Annotated in this window: 15 protein-coding genes; 5 read left to right on the forward strand and 10 right to left on the reverse strand. The window is 70.2% G+C overall.

Going from position 1 to position 19520, the window contains the following annotated elements:
- Positions 1-55: 55 nt before the first annotated feature.
- Positions 56-799, reverse strand: coding sequence for a TIGR03936 family radical SAM-associated protein (locus ADK67_RS45465; RefSeq protein ID WP_053722832.1), 744 nt, complete (start codon positions 797-799; stop codon positions 56-58).
- Positions 800-1060: 261 nt separating this feature from the next.
- On the opposite strand from ADK67_RS45465, the gene ADK67_RS45470 reads away from it, so the two are divergent.
- Complete coding sequence (locus ADK67_RS45470; protein ID WP_053722833.1) at positions 1061-2542, forward strand: S8 family peptidase; 1482 nt, start codon at positions 1061-1063, stop codon at positions 2540-2542.
- Position 2543: 1 nt separating this feature from the next.
- Here the strand turns inward: ADK67_RS45470 and ADK67_RS45475 are convergent, their stop codons facing one another.
- Positions 2544-5240 carry a LuxR C-terminal-related transcriptional regulator gene (locus tag ADK67_RS45475; RefSeq protein ID WP_157621609.1) on the reverse strand — a complete coding sequence of 899 codons (2697 nt, stop codon included), beginning with the start codon at positions 5238-5240 and terminating at the stop codon, positions 2544-2546.
- Positions 5241-5495: 255 nt separating this feature from the next.
- Complete coding sequence (locus tag ADK67_RS45480; protein WP_231648689.1) at positions 5496-6005, reverse strand: sigma-70 family RNA polymerase sigma factor; 510 nt, start codon at positions 6003-6005, stop codon at positions 5496-5498.
- A 235-nt stretch (positions 6006-6240) separates the two neighbouring features.
- Here ADK67_RS45480 and ADK67_RS45485 point away from each other — a divergent pair, with 235 nt between their 5' ends.
- Complete coding sequence (locus ADK67_RS45485; RefSeq protein ID WP_231648690.1) at positions 6241-7047, forward strand: ferredoxin; 807 nt, start codon at positions 6241-6243, stop codon at positions 7045-7047.
- 61 nt (positions 7048-7108) lie between these two features.
- Here the strand turns inward: ADK67_RS45485 and ADK67_RS45490 are convergent, their stop codons facing one another.
- From ADK67_RS45490 to ADK67_RS45510, 5 genes are read right to left on the reverse strand one after another with little or no spacing between them, the layout of a single operon-like run.
- Entirely contained in the window at positions 7109-9076 is a 1968-nt protein-coding gene (locus ADK67_RS45490; RefSeq protein ID WP_053722837.1) for a TIGR03960 family B12-binding radical SAM protein, read from the reverse strand.
- Between the two features lie 32 nt (positions 9077-9108).
- Positions 9109-9519, reverse strand: coding sequence for a DoxX family protein (locus ADK67_RS45495; RefSeq protein WP_053722838.1), 411 nt, complete (start codon positions 9517-9519; stop codon positions 9109-9111).
- A gap of 42 nt (positions 9520-9561) precedes the next feature.
- Entirely contained in the window at positions 9562-10422 is an 861-nt protein-coding gene (locus ADK67_RS45500; protein WP_053722839.1) for an ABC transporter permease, read from the reverse strand.
- Complete coding sequence (locus tag ADK67_RS45505; RefSeq protein ID WP_053722840.1) at positions 10419-11207, reverse strand: ABC transporter permease; 789 nt, start codon at positions 11205-11207, stop codon at positions 10419-10421. The genes ADK67_RS45500 and ADK67_RS45505 overlap by 4 nt, the downstream gene beginning before the upstream one ends.
- Before the next feature lies 1 nt (position 11208).
- Entirely contained in the window at positions 11209-12129 is a 921-nt protein-coding gene (locus ADK67_RS45510) for an ATP-binding cassette domain-containing protein (RefSeq protein ID WP_231648691.1), read from the reverse strand.
- A 56-nt stretch (positions 12130-12185) separates the two neighbouring features.
- Between ADK67_RS45510 and ADK67_RS45515 the strand changes: the two genes are divergently transcribed.
- Together ADK67_RS45515 and ADK67_RS45520 are read left to right on the forward strand one after the other, a co-directional pair.
- Positions 12186-12776, forward strand: coding sequence for a GNAT family N-acetyltransferase (locus ADK67_RS45515; RefSeq protein ID WP_053722842.1), 591 nt, complete (start codon positions 12186-12188; stop codon positions 12774-12776).
- A gap of 255 nt (positions 12777-13031) precedes the next feature.
- Entirely contained in the window at positions 13032-13598 is a 567-nt protein-coding gene (locus tag ADK67_RS45520; RefSeq protein ID WP_157621610.1) for a hypothetical protein, read from the forward strand.
- A 59-nt stretch (positions 13599-13657) separates the two neighbouring features.
- On the opposite strand, the gene ndk is transcribed toward ADK67_RS45520, so the two are convergent.
- Together ndk and ADK67_RS45530 are read right to left on the reverse strand one after the other, a co-directional pair.
- Positions 13658-14068 carry a nucleoside-diphosphate kinase gene (gene ndk / locus ADK67_RS45525; protein ID WP_053722844.1) on the reverse strand — a complete coding sequence of 137 codons (411 nt, stop codon included), beginning with the start codon at positions 14066-14068 and terminating at the stop codon, positions 13658-13660.
- Positions 14069-14296: 228 nt separating this feature from the next.
- Positions 14297-15760: a toll/interleukin-1 receptor domain-containing protein gene (locus tag ADK67_RS45530; protein ID WP_231648692.1), complete on the reverse strand. Its 1464-nt coding sequence runs from the start codon at positions 15758-15760 to the stop codon at positions 14297-14299.
- 239 nt (positions 15761-15999) lie between these two features.
- Here ADK67_RS45530 and ADK67_RS45535 point away from each other — a divergent pair, with 239 nt between their 5' ends.
- Positions 16000-19509, forward strand: coding sequence for a glycosyltransferase (locus ADK67_RS45535; protein WP_053722845.1), 3510 nt, complete (start codon positions 16000-16002; stop codon positions 19507-19509).
- Positions 19510-19520 lie beyond the last annotated feature (11 nt).

Consider the following 19520-nt stretch of genomic DNA (forward strand, 5'->3'; position numbering starts at 1 on the left):
CAGGTCCTATAACACTTTCGACGACGCCGTCAGCGCCGCTCCGATCACCGCCCGGTCAGACCTCCGCCGCCCTGTCCAGGGCAAGCGGGTCGACCAGGCCGCCTTCATCGTCCAGCCGCCCCTGCGCCATCCGGGTCGCCTTCGCGGGGACCGGCGGAACCAGGTCGGCGACGACTCGGAGCGCACTCAGCACGTCGTCGGGCCTCACGGTAGGGGTTGTCTGCCGTACGACCGTCATGAGTATCCCACACGGCTGTGACAAATCTCGTGCATCGTGTCCGGCGTCGCTCGAATGCACCCCTGCCGGTGCCTCCACCTGGGCCGACACGATCGCCGGCCGGACGTCCACGATCTTCTTCCCGTCCTTGGTCAGGCGCTCGACCTCGACGGACCCGGCGCCCATCAGCGCCGCCACGGCTTCGGTCAGCTCTTCGGGCGACACGCCGGGCAACTCCACCCGCCACGCGCTGGCCTCGATCCGCTCGGGCAGCGTGCCGCCGGCCGACTGGACGACCTCCAGCACGTCGAGCCCGGGCGGCAGCACGGCGTCCAGGGCGGTCCGCAGCGCCTCCGGGTCGACCCGGTCGACGACGGACACCTCGACGTACTCGGCCTCGCTCGCCACGCCCGTGGGCGCCGCACCCACCCATGACACCTTCGGGTGAGGGCTGAAGCCCTGGGAATAGGCCATGGGGACGCCTGCCCGACGCAACGCGCGCTCGAACGTGCGCGCGATGTCACGATGTGACGTGAACCGCAGCCGACCGCGCTTGGCGTAGCGCAGTCGCAGCTTCTGCACAGGTGCGGCCGACGGGTTGGGCTGCTGCTGGCGGCTCAGAGCTACTCCCCTTGGGTGCCGGGTGGCCCGCGACGGGGTGAGCACCCCAACGGTCCACGCTCCTACTCCACGAGGACGGTACCTTGGACCTGTTCGGCACCGTTGCGCTTGTCTGCTCCGCCCCGTCTGGCTACGGTCCGGCAGCAGCAGTCCGATCGACGGTTCGCCCCTGACGTCGGCTCGACGGCTCCCCCGTCACCGGTCCAGCCCTGGAGGTCCCCCGTGCCTCTGCACCGCCGCGTCCAAGCGGTCGCGGTCAGCGCGGCGCTGCTCGCGACCGGCTGCCTCTCGGTGACCGCGTCCGCGGCCGAGCCCGAGGCGCCGGCGCCCGCGGTGGACTGCGTGCAGCCCGGTCCGACGCTGCGCTACCTGGTCGTGTTCCCCCCCGGCACCAGCGCGCCGCTGGCCGACGCGCAGATCACCGCGGCGTGCGGCACGACCGCCCACTACTACCCGCAGATCGCGGTGGCCGTCGCCGTGTCGCCGGACCCGCGCTTCGGGCAGCACATCGGCCCGGACCGGGCGTACAGCGCGCAGGCCGACGGCCTGTCCAAGCGCAACGGGGCGCCGGCCAGGCAGAAGAAGAAGGACGACGAGACGACCGGTGCGCGCGCCGCGGGCGGCACGGCGGACCGCACGGCCGAGCAGTGGGACATGGACCTGATCCGGGCGGCCGAGGCGCACGCGGTGAGCACGGGCAGCCGGGACGTGGTGGTGGGCGTGCTCGACTCGGGCATCGACCCGACGCACCCCGACCTGGTCGGCGCGCTGGACCCGGCGCTGTCCGCCGGCTGCACGACCGGCGTCGCGGACCCGTCCCCGGCCGCGTGGGCGCCGACGACGTCCGGGCACGGCACGCACGTCGCGGGCACGATCGCGGCGGCCGACGACGGCCTCGGCACGACGGGGGTCGCGCCGGGCGTGCGGATCGCGTCGGTGAAGGTCGTGGACGACGCCGGGTTCATCTACCCCGAGTACGCGGTGTGCGGGTTCATGTGGGCCGCCGAACGGGGCATGACCATCACCAACAACAGCTACTTCATCGACCCGTGGGTGTTCACCTGCCAGGACGAGCAGGGCCAGTCCGTGGTGTACGAGGCGGTGCGGCGGGCGGTCGAGCACGCGTCCGGGCGGGGCGTGCTGACGGTGGCGGCGGCGGGCAACGCGGCGGCCGACCTGACCAAGCCGGGCCGGGACGCGCTGAGCCCGACCAACGCCGCGCCGGAGGACGTCCGGCCGCGGCCGGTGGACACCACGTGCCTCGTGCTGCCGGCGCAGCTGCGCAACGTGGTGGCGGTGTCGTCGATCGGCGCGGACAGGGTGAAGGCCGGGTACAGCTCCTACGGCCTCGGCGCGGTGGACGTGACCGCGCCGGGCGGCGACCGCAGGCAGGCGCCGGACGACGGGCGGGGCGGGTGCGTGCTGTCGACCGTGCCGTCCGCCGGTTACGACTACTCGTGCGGCACGTCGATGGCCGCGCCGCACGTGTCCGGGGTGGCGGCGCTGCTGGCGTCCACGCACCCCGGCGCCAGCGCGCTGGACCTGTCGAAGATGCTCAACGCGCAGGCGGAGACGCTGGCGTGCCCGGCGGACTACGACCTCAACGGCACGGGTGTGCAGGACGCGTTCTGCACGGGCCACTCCGAGTACAACGGCTTCTACGGCCACGGCATGGTCGACGCGCTCGCCGCCGTGCGGGAGTAGGTCAGGCGGAGTACTGGTCCTGGTGGCGGCGCAACGCGCCCGCGAGGTCCGCGCGGCCGGCGATGCCGAGCTTGCGGTAGGCGCCGGACAGGTGCAGCTCGACCGTGCGGCGGGTGAGGAACAGGGCTTCGGCGATCTGCCGGTTGGTCAGGCCACGCGCGGCCATGCCCGCGACGCGGGTCTCCTGCTTGGTCAGCCCGTGCACGGTGCCGTGCGCGGTGGCCGGCTCGCACGCGCGCAGTTCCTCCGCGGCGCGGCGGATCAGCGGCTTGGACTCGCACCGGGCGCTGAGCTCGACGGCCTGCCGCAGGTGCGGGATGGCGCGTTCGGCCTGGCCGCGGCGGCGCAGTTGGGCGCCCAGTTCCAGCAACGCCTCGGCGTGCAGGAGGCGGGCGACGGATCCGGTCAGGTAGTCCACCGCCTTGAGCAGCGCGCGGGTCGCGGCTTCGTCGTCGGTGGTGAGGCCGACGGAGACCAGCGCGGTGCCCATGGCGCGGGGTGTGCCCCAGCGCTTGGCGCGGGCCAGGTCTTCGGCGGCCAGCTGGGCGGCGGCCTCGCGGCGGCCCAGCGCGAGGTGCGCCCGGACGGCCGACGCCCGCCAGGGCAGCACCGCCGGACTGTCTATTTTGGACGCGGTGAGTCTTCGCCCGCACTCGAGCAGGTCCGCGAGCGCGCCCGCCGGGTCGCCGGTGGCGAGCTTGAGCCTGCCCCGCGCGAACAGCGTCACGTTGTGCTGGAACAGCTCCGGCAGCTCGTCGGCGAAACCGTGGCGCGCCAGCAGGTCGCGCGCCTCCTCGAACCGGCCCAGGTCGACCAGCACCTCCGCCAGCCTGGCCGCGCACAGGATCGCCATGGGGCACACCGCGACCGCGCCGAGCTCGTCGAACAGCCGCAGCTGCCACTTGAGGAACGTCTTGGCGCGCACCAGTTCGCCGCGGGCGAGGAAGTCCATGCCGTGCGCCATCGACACGACCGTGCCCTTGCGCAGGTGGTAGTCGTGCGGCTCGGCCTCGCTGCCGATCATGCGGCGGAACCGCTCGGCCAGGTCGGGCGCGTCGGCCATGAAGCACGTGCTGACGGTGAACACGAACGGCTGGACGAACACGTCGACCCGCTCGCCCTCCAACGCCTCGGCGGCGTACCGGACGGCGTCCTCGGCCGACTCGCCGCGCAACGCGTGCCCGAGGGACAGCAACGCGGAGTGGACCTGCCGCAGCCTCGGCGCGCGCGGCACCTCCGACTCCAGCTCGTCGGTGAACATGCTGGCGCGCAACGCGAGGCCGACGTTGTTGCCCGCGCTCGCCAGGTACGACAGGACCCGCAGCTCCCACGACTCGTCGTGCTCCTGCGACGTGAGGCGGGACACCAGTTGCAGACCGATGGACACGGCCAGGCGCGCTTCCGGGCCGCTGCACAGCCGCAGCAGCATGGTGACGGCCTGTCCGGCGGCGGAGCGGGCGTCGTCGGCGTGGGCCAGGGCGTCCCGGAGCCGGTCCATGCCCGCGGCGGGGTCGACGAGGAACGTGATGTGCACGAGTTCGAGCTGGACGGCGAGGCGTTCGTCGGAGGACAGCCGTTCCTCCAGCGCGCGTTCCAGGTAGTCCTGTGCGGCGTCGAGGCGGTCGTCGTGGGTCGCCTTGCGCGCCGCGCGGCGCAGGATCTCCACGCCCCACGGGAGCGGCACGGCGCGCGCTCCGCGCAGGTGTTCGGCGATCCGTTCGTCGGGCGCGCCCGCGTCCCGCAGCAGCACGGCGGCGCGCGCGTGGTCGGCGGCCCTGGTGGCGACCGGCAGATCGGCCAGCACCGCGTTGCGCAGGTACGTGTGGGCGAAGCCGAGGGGGTAGTCGTCGCGGAACACACGCAGCCGCACCAGACCGTCGATGAGCCGCAGCGCGCGCCGTGGTTCGACGTCCGCCAACGCGGCCAGCCGGTCCGCGGTCGCGTCCTCGCCCAGCACGGCCGCCGCGCGCACCACCTCCGCCGCGCCCTCGGCACGGCGCAGCCGCACCCGTAACGCCGCGCCGATGTCCGCCGAGCCCAACGCGTGCACGTCGGCCGCGGTCATGCCCGGGCGGAGCTGGTCGGCCAGCGCGCCGAGCAACTTGGGGTTGCCCCTGGTCACGTCACGGCAGGCCGCCGCGGGCGCGTCACCCACCAGGGCGGACACCGCGTCCACGTCCAGGCCGGTCAGCTCGACGTGCTCGTGGTGCGCGCCGACCAGTTCGGGCAACGTCACCTCGCCGACCGGCGACTGACCGGTGGTGGCGGCGAGCACGACCGCCAACGGCCGGTCGGCGACCCGGCGCAGCACGTAGGCCAGGCTGCGCAGGGACCAGCTGTCGGCCAGGTCGACGTCGTCGACGGCCAGCAGGAGGGGCCCGCGGTCCAGCGCGGAGAGGACCACGCGGTGGAACCAGTCCAGCGGCTCGGCCGGCCCGTCGCGCAGGCCTTGCGCCAGCCTGGTGACCACGCCGCCGCGCAGGTCGCTCTCCAGCCGCGCCCCGGTCGCGGTCGCCACCGTGAAGCCGAGGTCGCGGGCGTGGTCGGCGACGGCGGTCAGCAGGGCCGACTTGCCGATGCCGATCTCACCGGTGACCAGCAGGGTCGTGGTCCGGGCCGCGAGCACGCGGTGCAGCACCGAGCGGGCGGCGCGCAGTTCGCGGTCCCGGCCGGACAATGTCGGGTTCGATGCCGTCACCGGAAAGCTCCGATCTGCTGCGGCGCAGCCGGGGCGGTGGATCGCCGACCACCACGGTAGGACACCTGTCCAGTCCCTTCGGTACCGAAGGATCGCGATGGCGGTCGCGGAATTTCCTTCGGTGCCCACCGTAGAGACGCGACGCCGGTCCTCGACCAGAATCGGGACCGACTTCCGCGAGCCGATTCGCCGGCCTCGCGAACAATGCGCGCGCCCGGCCGGGCATAACTTTCCGGTCGACCGACGGCGGCCTTTTCAGTGCCACTCCCGCAACGCCCGGCGCAGGATCTTCATCGCGGTGTAGACCCGCGACTTCACGGTGCCCTCCGGGATGCCGAGCACAATCGCCGCCTCACGCACCGTGCGACCGCGCACGTAGGTCTCGTAGATCGCGGCGCGGTGCTCCTCGCCGAGCCTGCCGATGACGTCGTTGAGCACCATGATGGACAGCCGCTGCTCGGTCCCGTCCTCGACCTCGACCGAGTCCGGGCTGGTCAGCTCTACTTCGTGAGGCCTGGCCCGCCTCGTGCGCCACCCGTCGATGACGATCCTCCTGGCCACGGTGAGCAGCCAGCCGCGCAGCATCCGCGGGTCGCGGACCAGCGTCTCGGCGTTCTGCCACGCACGGATCAACGTCTCCTGGACCACGTCCTCGGCCCACTGCCGATCGCGGTTGGTCAGGCCGAGCACGTGGGCGTACAAACCGCCCTTGAACTGCTCGTACAGCGTGGTGACGAGTTCTTCCCCGGACCGCTCGCCACTCATTCCGACACCGCCCGCTGAATTCATGGGGCAATCGACCTCCCGGAGTTCGCGCGCGGCGGGGCGAATGACACTTCCGCGAACGTACTACAACTCGGGATCACCGCCGACACTCCCTGCGGCTTATCATGTGATGTAGATCACACATCTTAATTGAACCTTCCATCGAACCGTCGCACCCGACGTTCGTAGTTCCTCTCAGAGGGTGACTCACGCCATTAACAGGGGGTGGCACGTGGTGCTCGCGGTCTCGGAACACGACGTCGGGGTGTGGGACGTCGCCACGCTGTCCGGCCGGCTGGCGTACGTGGCGATGTGCCTCGCCGCGTGCTGGGGCGTGCTCACCGCCACCGGCTGGATCCGCCGGATCACCGGCCGGTCCGCGTTGCGCGCCACGCACCAGGCGCTGGCGACGTTCGCCATGGTCATGGCGGTGGCGCACGCGGTGTCGTTCCTGTTGCTGGACAACGGCTCCCTGGCCGCCTACCAACTCGTGCTGCCGCTCGTCGGCGGCGGGGAGGTGCGGCACGCGCTCAGCGTGGTCGGGCTCGAACTCATGCTGGCCGCGTCGGTGACGGCCGCGTTGCAGCGCACGTTCTACCGCGACTGGCTGCGCCTGCACCGGCTCGCGTACGTGGGCGTGTGGCTCGGCGCGATGCACGCGTGGCTGGGCGCCTCCGCGAGCGGGCACGTCGCCGTGGTGTGGCTGGGCGGCATCACCGTGCTGATGCCCGCGATCACGCTGACCGTGCTGCGGTTCCTGCCGCCGCACCTGCTCGTGCGGGTGGGCGTGATCGAGGCCGAGCCGCCACCGCCGCCGGTCCAGGAAGGGCCGACCGGCGTCCGGGTCGCGGTCGACCACGAGCGGTGCCGGCACTACGCGTTGTGCCAGGCGCAGGCGCCCAGGGTGTTCCGGGTGCTGGACGACGGTCGGCTGCGCTACGCGCGCAACCCCGACGCCGACCAGGCGCCGCAGGTGCGCGCGGCGGCACGGGTGTGCCCGATGCGCGCGATCCGGGTCGACGCGGCCGACGCCCACCCGTGAAACCGCAGGCCTTCACACCGCTGGCGAGGCCCGGTCAGGCCGGGACGCCGGCCCTGAAGCGTCAGCTCGGGACCGTCAGCCCCGGGTTGCGCACCGGCGAGCCCTTGCCCACCGGCGAGATCGGCAGCAGCGTCCGCCCGGTCGGCCCGACCTCGATGTCGGTGCCCATCGCCGGGCACACACCGCAGTCGAAGCACGGCGTCCAGCGGCAGTCGTCCTGCTCGCGCTCGTCCAGCGCGTCCTGCCAGTCCGCCCAGAGCCACTCCTTGTCCAGGCCCGAGTCCAGGTGGTCCCAGGGCAGGACTTCCAGCTCCTCGCGCTCACGCGTGGTGAACCAGGCCAGGTCCACGCCCAACGGCGTCAGCTCGGCTTCGGCGGCCTGCACCCAGCGGTCGTAGGAGAAGTGCTCGGACCAGCCGTCGAACCGGCCGCCCTCGCGCCACACCCGTTCGATCACCAGGCCGATGCGCCGGTCGCCGCGTGAGAGCAGGCCTTCGATCAGCGACGGCTTGCCGTCGTGGTAGCGCATGCCGATGTTGCGGCCCAGCGAGCGGTCGGAGTTCACCGCCTCGCGCAGCAGGCGAAGCCTGTTGTCCACGGTCTCCGGGTCGCACTGCGCGGCCCACTGGAACGGCGTGTGCGGCTTGGGCACGAACCCGCCGATGGAGATCGTGCAGCGGACGTCCTTGCGGCCGGACACCTCGCGGCCCGCGCGGATGACGTTCTTGGCCATCTCGGCGATCTGGACCACGTCGTCGTCGGTCTCGGTGGGCAGGCCGCACATGAAGTACAGCTTCACCTGCCGCCAGCCCGCGCCGAACGCCGCGCTGACCGTGCGGATCAGGTCTTCCTCCGACACCATCTTGTTGATCACGCGCCGGAGGCGCTCGCTGCCGCCCTCCGGGGCGAACGTGAGGCCTGAGCGGCGGCCGTTGCGGGACAGCTCGTTGGCCAGGTCGATGTTGAACGCGTCGACGCGGGTCGACGGCAGCGACAGGCTGGTGTTCGTGCCCTCGTAGCGGTCGGCGAGGCCCTTGGTGATCTCGGCGATCTCCGAGTGGTCCGCGCTGGACAGCGACAGCAGGCCGACCTCCTCGAACCCGGTCGCCTCCAGGCCGCGCTGCACCATCGCGCCGATGCCCTCGATGGACCGCTCGCGCACCGGGCGGGTGATCATGCCCGCCTGGCAGAACCGGCAGCCGCGCGTGCAGCCGCGGAAGATCTCCACGCTCATCCGCTCGTGCACGCTCTCCGCGAGCGGCACCAGCGGCTGCTTCGGGTACGGCCACGCGTCGAGATCCATCGTGGTCCGCTTGAACACCCGGTACGGCACCCGTTCGCGGTTGGGCACCACGCGCTGGATGCGGCCGTCGGGCAGGTACTCGACGTCGTAGAACCGGGGCACGTACACGCCGCCGGTCTCGGCGAGCCTGGTCAGGATCTCGTCCCGACCGCCGGGACGGCCCTCGGCCTTCCACGCGCGGACGATGTCGGTGATCTCCAGGACGGCTTCCTCGCCGTCACCGAGCACGGCCGCGTCGATGAACGGCGAGATCGGCTCCGGGTTGAACGCCGCGTGCCCGCCCGCCACCACGATGGGGTGGTCCTCGGTGCGGTCGGCGGCGTGGAGCGGGATGCCGGCCAGGTCGAGCGCGCTGAGCAGGTTCGTGTAGCCCAGCTCGGTCGCGAAGCTGACCCCGAGCAGGTCGAACGCGCCGACGGGCCGGTGCCCGTCCACGGTGAACTGCGGCACGCCGTGCTCGCGCATCAGCTTCTCGAGGTCGGGCCACACCGCGTAGGTCCGCTCGGCCAGCACGTCCGGCTGCTCGTTGAGGACCTCGTACAGGATCATGACGCCCTGGTTGGGCAGCCCGACCTCGTAGGCGTCCGGGTACATCAGCGCCCACCGCACCGCGGCGGCGTCCCAGTCCTTGACGGTGGCGTTGAGTTCCCCGCCGACGTACTGCACCGGCTTGGACACCCTCGGCAGCAGGGGTTCCAGGGCGGGGAAGACCGACTCGACACTCACGTCGACCAGGGTAACGGCAGCGCCGGCACGCGTCAGAACAACGGTCCCGTGATGGTCAGGCCGAGTTCGGAACCCGGGCCCGCGTACAGGCCGAAGAACATCAGCGCGCCGCCCGCGAGGCCCACGTCCTTGTTGAACTGGATCATCTCCATCTGCTTGGCCTGCGCGTCGGTCTCCTTCCAAAAGTTGTGCATGAGGAACGCCGTCGGCAGCAGGAACAGCACCAGCAGCAGCGCGCCCAGATCCGCCCACACGCCCAGGAGCAGCATCAACCCGCCGATGACCATGAGCACGCCGCTGCCGAACGTGGCGGCTTTCGCCGACGGGACGCCCTTCGACTCGGCGTACCCGGCCATGGCCGCGGTCTGCGTGAGGTGGCCCATCGCCGAGCCGAAGAACAGGAAGACGAACAGGATCCGGCCGATGAGTGCGATGACGTCCATGACGACCTCCGGTGCTCGGGGTTCGTCCAGTGTTCAACCAGCTCAGGTCAACAGCAACTTGCCGAGCCTGCGCGCCGCGACGACCACCCCGATGACCACCATCACCGCGAAGTACGCGACGTGCGTCAACGCGCCCCAGCCGACGTAACCCGTGGTCAGCGCCCTCATCAGCTCGATCGCGTGGTAGAGGGGCGTCCACTGGACCACGGCCTGCAACCAGCCCGGGTACACCGACAGCGGGTAGAACGTCGTCGAGAACAGGAACAGCGGCATCACGGCCAGCTGCACCAGGTCGAAGTCCTGCCACGAGCGCATGAACGTGGCCGCGGCCATGCCGACCGCCGCGAACGCCAGCGCGACCAGCAGGCACGCGGGCAGCGCCAGCAGCGCCCACGGCGAGCTGATGAGCCCGAACCCGAGCATGACCGCGATGAAGCCGGCCGAGTACAGGCCGCCGCGGATCAGGCACCAGGCGGCCTCGCCGAGGGCGATGTCGACCGGGCCGAGCGGGGTGGCCAGCACCGCGTCGTAGGTCTTGGCGTACTTGAACTTGAAGAACAGGTTGAACGTCGCCTCGAACACCGCTCCGTTCATCGCCGAGGCGGCCAGCAGGGCGGGCGCGACGAACACGGCGTACGGCACCGGCCCGCCGGGGCCCTCGACGGTGGTGACCAGTTGGCCGAGGCCGTAGCCGAGGGAGAACAGGAAGAACAGCGGCTCGAAGAACCCGGAGATCACCGACATCCAGCCACGCCTGCTGACCAGGTACGACCGTTCGACCAGGACGTGCGCGCGGCCCGCGTACAGGCCCGGCGGGACGACCCGGAGCAGCAGGCCGGCGCCGTGGCGCGGTGTGACCGGCGGGCTGGGCGCCGGCAGGTCGGTGGAGGTCTCGTTGGTCATACGGCCAGCCTCCGGCGGAAGTAGCGGCGGCCCAGGACCACGCCGAGCGCGACCAGGGCGGACAGGTAGGCGACGTGGCCCAGCGCGGGCAGCACGCCCAGCGTGCCGAACGTCGCGCCGCGGGCCAGCTCGATGCCGTGCCAGACGGGGGTGAGCCAGGCCAGCGGGTGCAGCCAGCCCGGCAGCTGGCTCAGCGGGAAGAAACCGCCGGTGAACAGGGTCATCGGCATCACCAGGAACCGGAAGATCGCGTTGAACGCGTCCGGCTTCTCCCTGGTGGCGGCGAAGGCCACCACGGGCGCGCTGAACGCCATGCCCGCCAGCGTGGCGAACGGCACGGCCAGCACCGCCCACGGGCTGGTGATCGCGCCCAGCGCGAAGGCGATGGCCAGGAACACGGTGATGCCCGCCGCCAGGCGCAGCGCGATCCACAGGAGCTGGCCGTAGAGCACCTGCGCGGGCGTGACCGGGGTGGACACCACCGCCAGGTACGTGCGCTGCCACTTGAACGCCGAGAACACGACCCACGTCGACTCGAACACGGCGTTCTGCACGGCGGTGATGACCAGCAGCGCCGGCGCGAGGTACACCAGGTACGGGTGACCGCCGGTGGCCGCGCCCTCCCGCACCTGCGAGCCGAAGCCGACGCCCATGGCCAGCAGGAACAGCACGGGCTGCAGGAAGTTCGAGATCACCGTGGCCCGCCAGTTGCGGCGGTACCAGGTCCAGTGGTTCTCCACCGCGATCAGCGCGGCGCGCCACGGGCCGACGACGTGCGTGCTCATCTCAGTCCACCAACGTCCGGCCGGTCAGGCGCAGGAACACGTCCTCCAACGTGCTGCGGCGCACCAGGCTGGACACCGGCCGCACGCCCCGCGCGTGGACCGCGGCCAGCGCCGCGTCGCCGTCCGCGGTGTAGAGCAACACCCGGTCGGGCAGCACCTCGACGCGTTCGGCCAGGTCGCGCACCTCGTCGCCGCTCTGCTCGCCCGGCGGGAAGCGCAGCTCCAGCACCTCCTTGGTCGAGTAGCGGCGGATCAGCTCCGACGGCGAGCCCTCGGCCGCGATCCGACCGCCGTCCATCACCACCAGCCGGTCGCACAGCTGCTCGGCCTCGTCCATGTAGTGCGTGGTGATGATCAGCGTGACGCCCGACTGCTTGAGCCGGAACAGCCGGTCCCACAGCAGGTGGCGCGCCTGCGGGTCGAGGCCCGTGGTCGGCTCGTCGAGCAGCAGCAGGTCGGGGTCGTTGACCAGGGAGCGGGCGATGGTGAGCCGCCGCTTCATGCCGCCCGACAGCGGCTCCACCTCGGCGTCGGCGCGTTCGGTGAGCTGGGCGAACTCCATCAGCTCCGTGGCCTTGGCCCGCACCGCCGACCGGGACAGGCCGAAGTAGCGGCCGTAGACCTGCAGGTTCTGCCGGACGGTCAGCTCGGTGTCGAGGTTGTCCTGCTGCGGCACCACGCCGATGCGGGCGCGGATCTTCGGGCCGTCGGTCTCCGGGTCCATGCCCAGCACCCGCAGTTCGCCGCCGGTGCGCGGTGACACGCACGACACCATCCGCATGGTCGAGGACTTGCCCGCGCCGTTGGGGCCGAGGAAGCCGAACGCCTCGCCCTTGCTCACCTCGACGTCGATGCCCCGGACGGCTTCGAACGAGCCGAAGTGCTTGGTCAGGCCCTTGGCGTGGACGAGGGTGGGGGTCACGTTCGTCACGTTAGCGGCGGGGTCCGACATTCTCGGAACCGTTTTAGGGTGGCGCCGTGGAGATCGACCTGAGTTGGCCGACCGTGGCCGACGAACGACTTCGGGCCGAGGTGCACGAGGTGCTGCACGCCGTCGTGGCCGCCGGCGGCGCGATCGGCTGGCAGAAACCGCCGGGGCGTGCGGAGACGGACGCGTGGCTGGACAGCGTGCTCGCTTCGCCCGCGGACGGCGCGCTCGTCGTGGCGCGTGTGGACGGTGTGCTGCGCGGCACGGCGACGTGGCGGCGGTCCGAGAGCGAGGTGTTCGAGCACATGGCCGAGGTGCGTCGGGTCACGGCGCACCCGGCGGCACGCGGGCTCGGGCTGGGTTCGCGACTGGTGCGCGCGGTCATCGAGCACTCCCGTGCGGCCGGGTTGGAGATGCTGACGCTCGGCGTGCGCGGCAACAACCACGGCGCGATCCAGCTGTACGAAACCCTGGGCTTCCGCGAGTGGGGCCGCCTGCCGAACGTGATCGCGGTGGGCGACGTCCGGTTCGACGACGTGCGCATGTACCTGCCGTTGGGCCACCGCGAGGGCGTCGTGCTGCACGGCTCGGCCCCGGGCGGTCTGGGCTCGTCCCCCGCGCGTTCTTCCGTCGGCCGTTAGGCGATCGGAGATCGACATTCCCTGGTGAGCCCGTGGTGGGGAGGTCGTCGTGTGAAGTGCGCACGTTCGGTGACAGGTGTGTGACGGGCCACCGGCCCAGGGCATTTCCTGTCGCGTGTACGGGTGAGTTCGCGAACACAGCAGGGTGGTCCGCCGCTCAACGCGGAGACCAGGGGTACTACTCCCGATGCCTGTGCTCCGCGCCGGGTCTTCCGGACTCCGGAGCCAGTCCTGTTCACGCGGAAGGACCCGATCATGCGAAAGCACCCGCGCCTTGTGGCACTGGCCTCGTGCGTCGCCCTGACGGCGACGTTGACGTCGACGTCAGCGGTGGCGGCACCTCCCAGGGAAGGCTTGATCTACAGCGTCGCCAACGGCGGCCGACTGGCGACCATATCCAACGTCAGCGCGGTGAACGCGGAGGTGAACCTCCTCGCCGCCGGCCAGCACACGGACCACGACAAAACCGTCAACTGGGCTTTCGAGTACGACCGGCAGGACAAGACCTACTCGATCTACCTGCCTGACGAAAACCTGTGCTGGCACCGCGACCAGCTCCCGAATCGAACCCGGGTGAAGCTGGCCGTGTGCAGTGAGAGCGATGCCGCGCGGTGGGTGCTCGAGCCGGTCACAAACGACGACCAGGAGGCCGACAGCAAGGCGAGCACGGTGGTGGTCATCCGCCCTGTGCAGCACAGGAACCAGGCGGTGACGGTCGGCGCTTCGCAAGTCACCTGGTGGCTCATCGACGTGGTCACGACCAGCCGGCCTCAGCGAATCCAGCACTGGAAGGTGCCGTTCGACCTGCCGTCGCAGCCCTGACCGTCCGGTACGTCGACGGCCCGGACACCGTGGGGTGCCCGGGCCGTCCGCTCAGCGGTTCAGAGGTTCGGGAACCAGAGCTTGATCTCGCGCTCGGCCGACTCCGGCGAGTCCGAGCCGTGGACCAGGTTGAACTGGACCTCCAGGCCGAAGTCGCCGCGGATCGTGCCGGGGGTGGCCTTCTCGACCGGGTCGGTGCCGCCGGCCAGCTGGCGGAACGCGGAGATGGCGCGGGAGCCCTCCACGACCAGCGCGACCAGCGGGCCGCCGGTGATGAAGTCGACCAGGTCGTTGTAGAAGCTCTTGCCGTCGTGCTCGGCGTAGTGCTGCTCGGCCGTCGCGCGGTCAACGACGCGCAGCTCCAGGGCGGCCAGCTTCAGGCCCTTGCGCTCGATGCGGGAGATGACCTCGCCGACCAGGCCTCGGCTGACGCCGTCGGGCTTGACCAGGACCAGGGTGCGCTCGCTCACGGCGGTCAGTACTCCTTCGTACGGGATTGTGCAACTCGGTCCAGGGTAGCCGGAGCTGCGATAGTGCCCGCCGTGACCACCGCCAAGCCTTCACGCCGGGCGATGACCGCAGCATTCGTCGGCACGACGGGTCTCGTGGGCCATGAACCCCTGGGCGCAGTCACCGCAGCAGGAGCAGCCGAGCCGGAACACCGGCGGGCCACTGCGCCGACACGCCACCCGATCACATCAGCCCTGAGGCGCAGCGGTGGCGGCGCGCGACCGCTGCTGATCACGGGCAGCGCGCACAACGTACGGGTCCAGCTGCCATGACGTGCCAACGCGGGTAGCTGCGGAGCGGTGCAAAAGCGACTTCAGAGCGGTGCCCACCTCGACCAGGTCGATATCGGGCAGCGCTCGCAGCACCGAGGTCGAGAGCACCGTGCTCCCCGAGTCGTCCGCGAACTTCAGGAGCGCCAACTCGGTCGGTGTCATGCGATCCAGCACTTGGCGAACGCGGGAAAAGACCGCGTTCGCCAAGTGTTCTGTCCGGTCGAGTTCGTTGTTGGACGACCGGTAGGACGACAGGCCGTGTCGATCGCGCAGATGATCGCCCACCGCAACCAGCGCGCCCGTGTTGGCACCCAAGCCGATCACGAGGTCGTCGCGTGCGACGCGGTCGGTCTCGTCATCGGGCCGCCGGTAGGCGTCAAGAAGTTCAGCGGCGTCATGCGCGGGCAGTGGTCCGACCCGCACGACGGGGAGGACGGTGCGGAAGACGTCGTCTTCGCTGATTACGATGATCCGCACCGCGCTGTCGGTGGGCAACGGCAACACGTCGAGGACGTCGGCCCCCACGCCAGGGGGGATGTCATCGACGACCAGCAGGCGGGTTCTCGGGGCGGCCTGGTTCGCCGAATCGGCGGACTGTTCCGCGGGAACCCTGTAGAGGCCGGCGTTCCCTCTCGCTGCGATGCGGTCGAGTTCGCTCGTGTACCGCTCAAGCAACGCGTTCGGTTCAGGGGCTGTGCCCGCCAGACTCACCCAGTCGACACCGCCGGGAAACGCCGCCGCGAACCGCCACGCGTAGGCGGCCACCAAGGCGCTCTTCCCTGCGCCCGGCAGTCCGCAGACTGCTGCGATTGGACCGCACGCGGCCTCGTTGACCAGTGGGAAGTCGATGGCGTGCAGCGCGCTGTGCAGGTCCCACAATTCGCGGTACCTGCCGACGAACTTCCGCACGTGACCAGACCGGCGCACCGACCAGCGCGGCCGTTCGACCGGCCGGACTTCGCCGATCGACCGGTCCACCGCTGCGGCGTGCTTCGCCAGTTGCTGCGCCAGAGTGTGGACATCGGTGCTCGGCAGCACGAACTTGGCGTCGGCGAGTTCGATCGGACGCACGTGATCGGTGTCCGCTTCTGGGTTGACCACCATGATCCTGGAACAGGCGTCACCGTCCCTCTGCCCGGCCAGGAATGCCAGCATGAGTTCGTGCTGGCACGCGGCGCGCACCGCGTAGTCCGCCGAGTAGTAAGCTACGAGCATCTTGGATGCCCGCAGCCCATTAAGGATGCTGTCCGTAATACCAGAGAAGCATTCGATGCTGTCCTCGTCGAGGAATACGCGTGAGCCCAGTGCGCGTAGTTCGACCGCGAGCGCGCGACCGGATTCGCGGTCCGCGCCCGAGAACGACAAGAACACGTCGTACATCGGTTCCAGCAAGTCGTCGGATCCTCTCGGACTGACGACCTGCGTGCACGCCGTCATCCAGTAACCTCCAAGCAAGGATGCCACTAGTATCGACCGGCCGCCGCACACCGCACCGTTACATCGTTCCCTCTGAGACTTGTAACGCCTGCCGGTGCCGCCGGCCTGTCACTCTGGGTGTCGGTGCTGGATCATCGCACTCGGGCGTGGCGGAGCAGGCGCGCACGAGCGGAGGAGGAACCGTGGATGACGGGACGCCATTCGGTGTCAGGATCCTGGAACTGCGGACGGCCGCGGGCCTGTCCACCAAGGCCCTCGGCGATCTCATCCACTACAGCAAGGCACAGGTCAGCAGGGTTGAGCAGGGAGTTTCCCCGCCGACGACAACTTTCGCCGCCGCCTGTGACCGCGTCTTCGGCACCGGGGACGAACTCGCCCGTGCCGCCGCCAGTCGGGCCGTAAGCACCCGGAGGACGGCGGGCGAACCCAAGTTCGACCTGCCGGCAGGTCCGCGCAGGCTGATCGGCCGAGAACCCGAAACCGAAGCGTTGGTAAGACACCTGCGGGACCGGCAAGTCGCCCGGATGTGCGTTCTGCACGGCATGCCAGGAGTAGGGAAGACCGCTATAGCGTTATGGGTCGCGGAAACATTGCGGAACGAATACCCGGACGGTCGGTTCTACCTCGACATGCAGGGGTACAACCCGGACATCCGCCCCGTCACGGAGGATGAAGCCCTGGATCGCGTCCTGCGTCGCCTGGGGGTGCCGGGCGAACTGGTGCCGAGGAGTACCGACGACCGCGGGGCACTCCTGCGCCAAAAACTCGTGAACCGACGCGTCCTTCTGATCCTCGACAGCGTGCGAAGTGCCCAGCAGGTGGTTTGCCTGCTGCCACCGAATGGCCTTTCGGCGGTCATCGTGACGAGCCGCCAGCCACTGACTGCCTTGGGCGGCGTGTTCAGCCGACCCATCGGGGCGCTGGCTCCGGCGGATGCCGGGGAACTGTTTCGTCAGGTCGCCGAACTGCCCCCGAGCTCCAACGACCGCGGCGATCCGTCCATGATCACCGAAATCACCCGCATGTGTTACGAACTTCCGCTCGCGCTGTGCATCGTGGCTTCCAGGTTCCGCGACAACCCGGTCCGCAGACTGGAGGACGTCGCGGCGCGCTTGGCTGACCAAGCCATGCGCCCGCGCGAGTTCGACGACGGGGTGCGAAGCGTGACCGCGGTGTTCGCGGCATCGTTCGCGACGTTGTCCGATGCCCAACAGGCCATGCTGGCGCTGGTGGCGCTGCACCCCGGACCGCGCGTGGACGCGTACGCGGCCGCCGCCCTGGCGGGCATCTCACCAGGGGCGGCCGAGGACCTCTTGGACGAACTGATCCGGGCGGGGATGCTGGAACAGCACTCGCACAACGCCTATCGCCTGCACGACCTGTTGCGCGACCATTTGCGCCGTCCGGAGACCAGCATCCTCGCCGAAGCCGAGGCGGCCGCAGGTCGTCGCCGGTTGTTCGACTACTTCCTGCACACCGCTGCGGTGGCGAACACGCGGGCGAACGAGCACCGTTACCGCATACCGCTGCAACCGCCGTCGACCGCCGTGACCAGCCCCGACTTTTCCTCTGACGGGGCCGGCAAGAGGTGGATGGACTCCGAAGTCGACAACTTCCTGCTCTTGGTGCAGGAGATGGCCGGCACCGGTCACGACACCGAGTGCTGGCAGTTCGCCTACTACCTGCGCGAGTACTTCTACGCCACCAAGCAGTGGGAGCTGATGATCGCCTGCTTCACCCAGGCGCTGAAGTCAGCCACGCGCACCGGCAACCACCGGGCGGTGGGCGTCACGCTGAACGGGCTCGGCTTGGCACGCAGCCGGCTCGACGAGCGTGACGAGGCGATGCGCCTCTACTCCCAGGCGCGCGAGGAGTTCGTCAAAGCGGACGACCCCTTCGGCGAGGCCAATGTCGTGGCCAACCAGTCTTGGCTGGCTCACGACGGCGAGGCTTACGACGCTGCACTCAAGCTGGGTAGGACGGCTTGGCAGTTCTACTGGGACCGGGGACTGAGGTTCAACGCCGCGATCGCCTTGGACCTCATCGCCCGGTGCCAGTTGCGGCTCGGCTCGCTCGAAGAGGCCGAGAAGAACTTTCGACAGGTGCTCGAGGACTTCGTCGACCTGGAGTTCCGAGACGGCGACATCGCCCAACTCCTGTCACACCTGGGTGAAGCGGAACTGCGCTTGGGCAAGGTGGAGGAGGCCGCTGACCGCTTCCACGAAGCGGTCCTCCGCGCCCGTTCAGGAGAGGCGCCCAAGGAGGAGGCGGTGGCCTTCGAAGGTGCCAGTCTGGCTGCGGCTGCTGCGGGCAGGACGGTCGAGGCAGACGCCCACCGCGCGGCGGCCATCGCCCTGTTCGAGGAAGCCGGTGCCATCGATGACGTGGAGCGATTGCGCGCTGAGCGCGCCGCAGAGGTTTTGTCACAGCGGATAGAGCGGAGGTCTGGTCAATCGTCGCCCGTCCGGGTGTCGACCCCGAGGCCACTGCGCCTGTTGGCCGTGAACACCGAGTGGTCTTCGAGGAACGGTGGCCAGAGCACGCTGAACCGGGAGTTGTGCAAGGCACTTGCCGCACAGGACGTGGAGGTCTACTGCTCGACGCCATATGCAACGGAGGAGGAACGCCGTGACGCCGAGGCCGTCGGTGTCCACCTAGTCCACCCCCCACCGGCGCTGGGACCGCCCGAGAGTGCCCTGTCCCGTCCTCCAGGGCTGCCTCCGGGAGTGGTGCCGGACGTGGTCGTCGGCCACGGCCGCAAGACCGGTGAGGCCGCCATGTGGCTGGTGGAAGACCACTTCCGCGAGGCGAAGCTGCTGCACTTCTTCCACGTCATCTCTGACCGCGTCGAGTTCGTGAAGGGTCACGACATCGACGACGACCCGGTAGCGGAAGCCGATCAGCGGTTTCAAGACGAGTTCGCCATAGCGGCCCGCGCCAACCTCGCGGTAGGTGTCGGGCCTGTGCTGCACCACTACCTTCGCGACCGGCTCCGCGGCTCCATGAGCAGGGAACCGATCCGAATGGACCCGGGTTTCGACTCCGGGTGGCACCACGCGGAACTCCCGCCGCCGAGCGACACCGTGCGAGTCCTGCTGGTCGGTCGTCTCAGCCTCCGCGAGGCACGTGTGAAAGGCGTCGACCTGATCGCCCGCGCTCTGGGTCACGCGTTGACGCAACGCGGTCCGAACGATCCGGAAGTGGAACTGGTCCTCCGAGGCGTCGGGGCGAAGGAGGGCGAAGCCCTGGCGAACGCGGTGCGGGAATGGGCGCGCAAGCCATCGCTGCGGGTCGTTCCCCGTCCCTACTCACCCAACGCGGCGACCCTCGTCCAGGACCTGCACCAAGCTGGTGTCGTGGTCATGCCTTCCCGCGCGGAGGGCTTCGGCCTGGTTGGCTTGGAAGCCATCACGACCGGTGTGCCGACGCTGGTCAGCAAGCGAAGCGGACTCGGCGCGCTCCTCGATGAGGAGCGGGCGGACCTGTCGGTGGAACTCTCAAACCGGGTGATCCCGGTGACCGATGACGAGATGGTGGATTCGCTGCGCTGGGGCGACGCGCTGGCAGCAGTGCTGAACAACCCGAAACCCGCCTTCGCGGCGGCGAAGACGCTACGCGAGGAGATGTCGGTGAAGCGGACGTGGGCGATGGCGGCGAAGAGTGTGCTCGAAGCTCTGCGTTCACTGGCCTGAGCGACTGAGCA

Source organism: Saccharothrix sp. NRRL B-16348 (assembly GCF_001280085.1).
Taxonomy (GTDB): domain Bacteria; phylum Actinomycetota; class Actinomycetes; order Mycobacteriales; family Pseudonocardiaceae; genus Actinosynnema.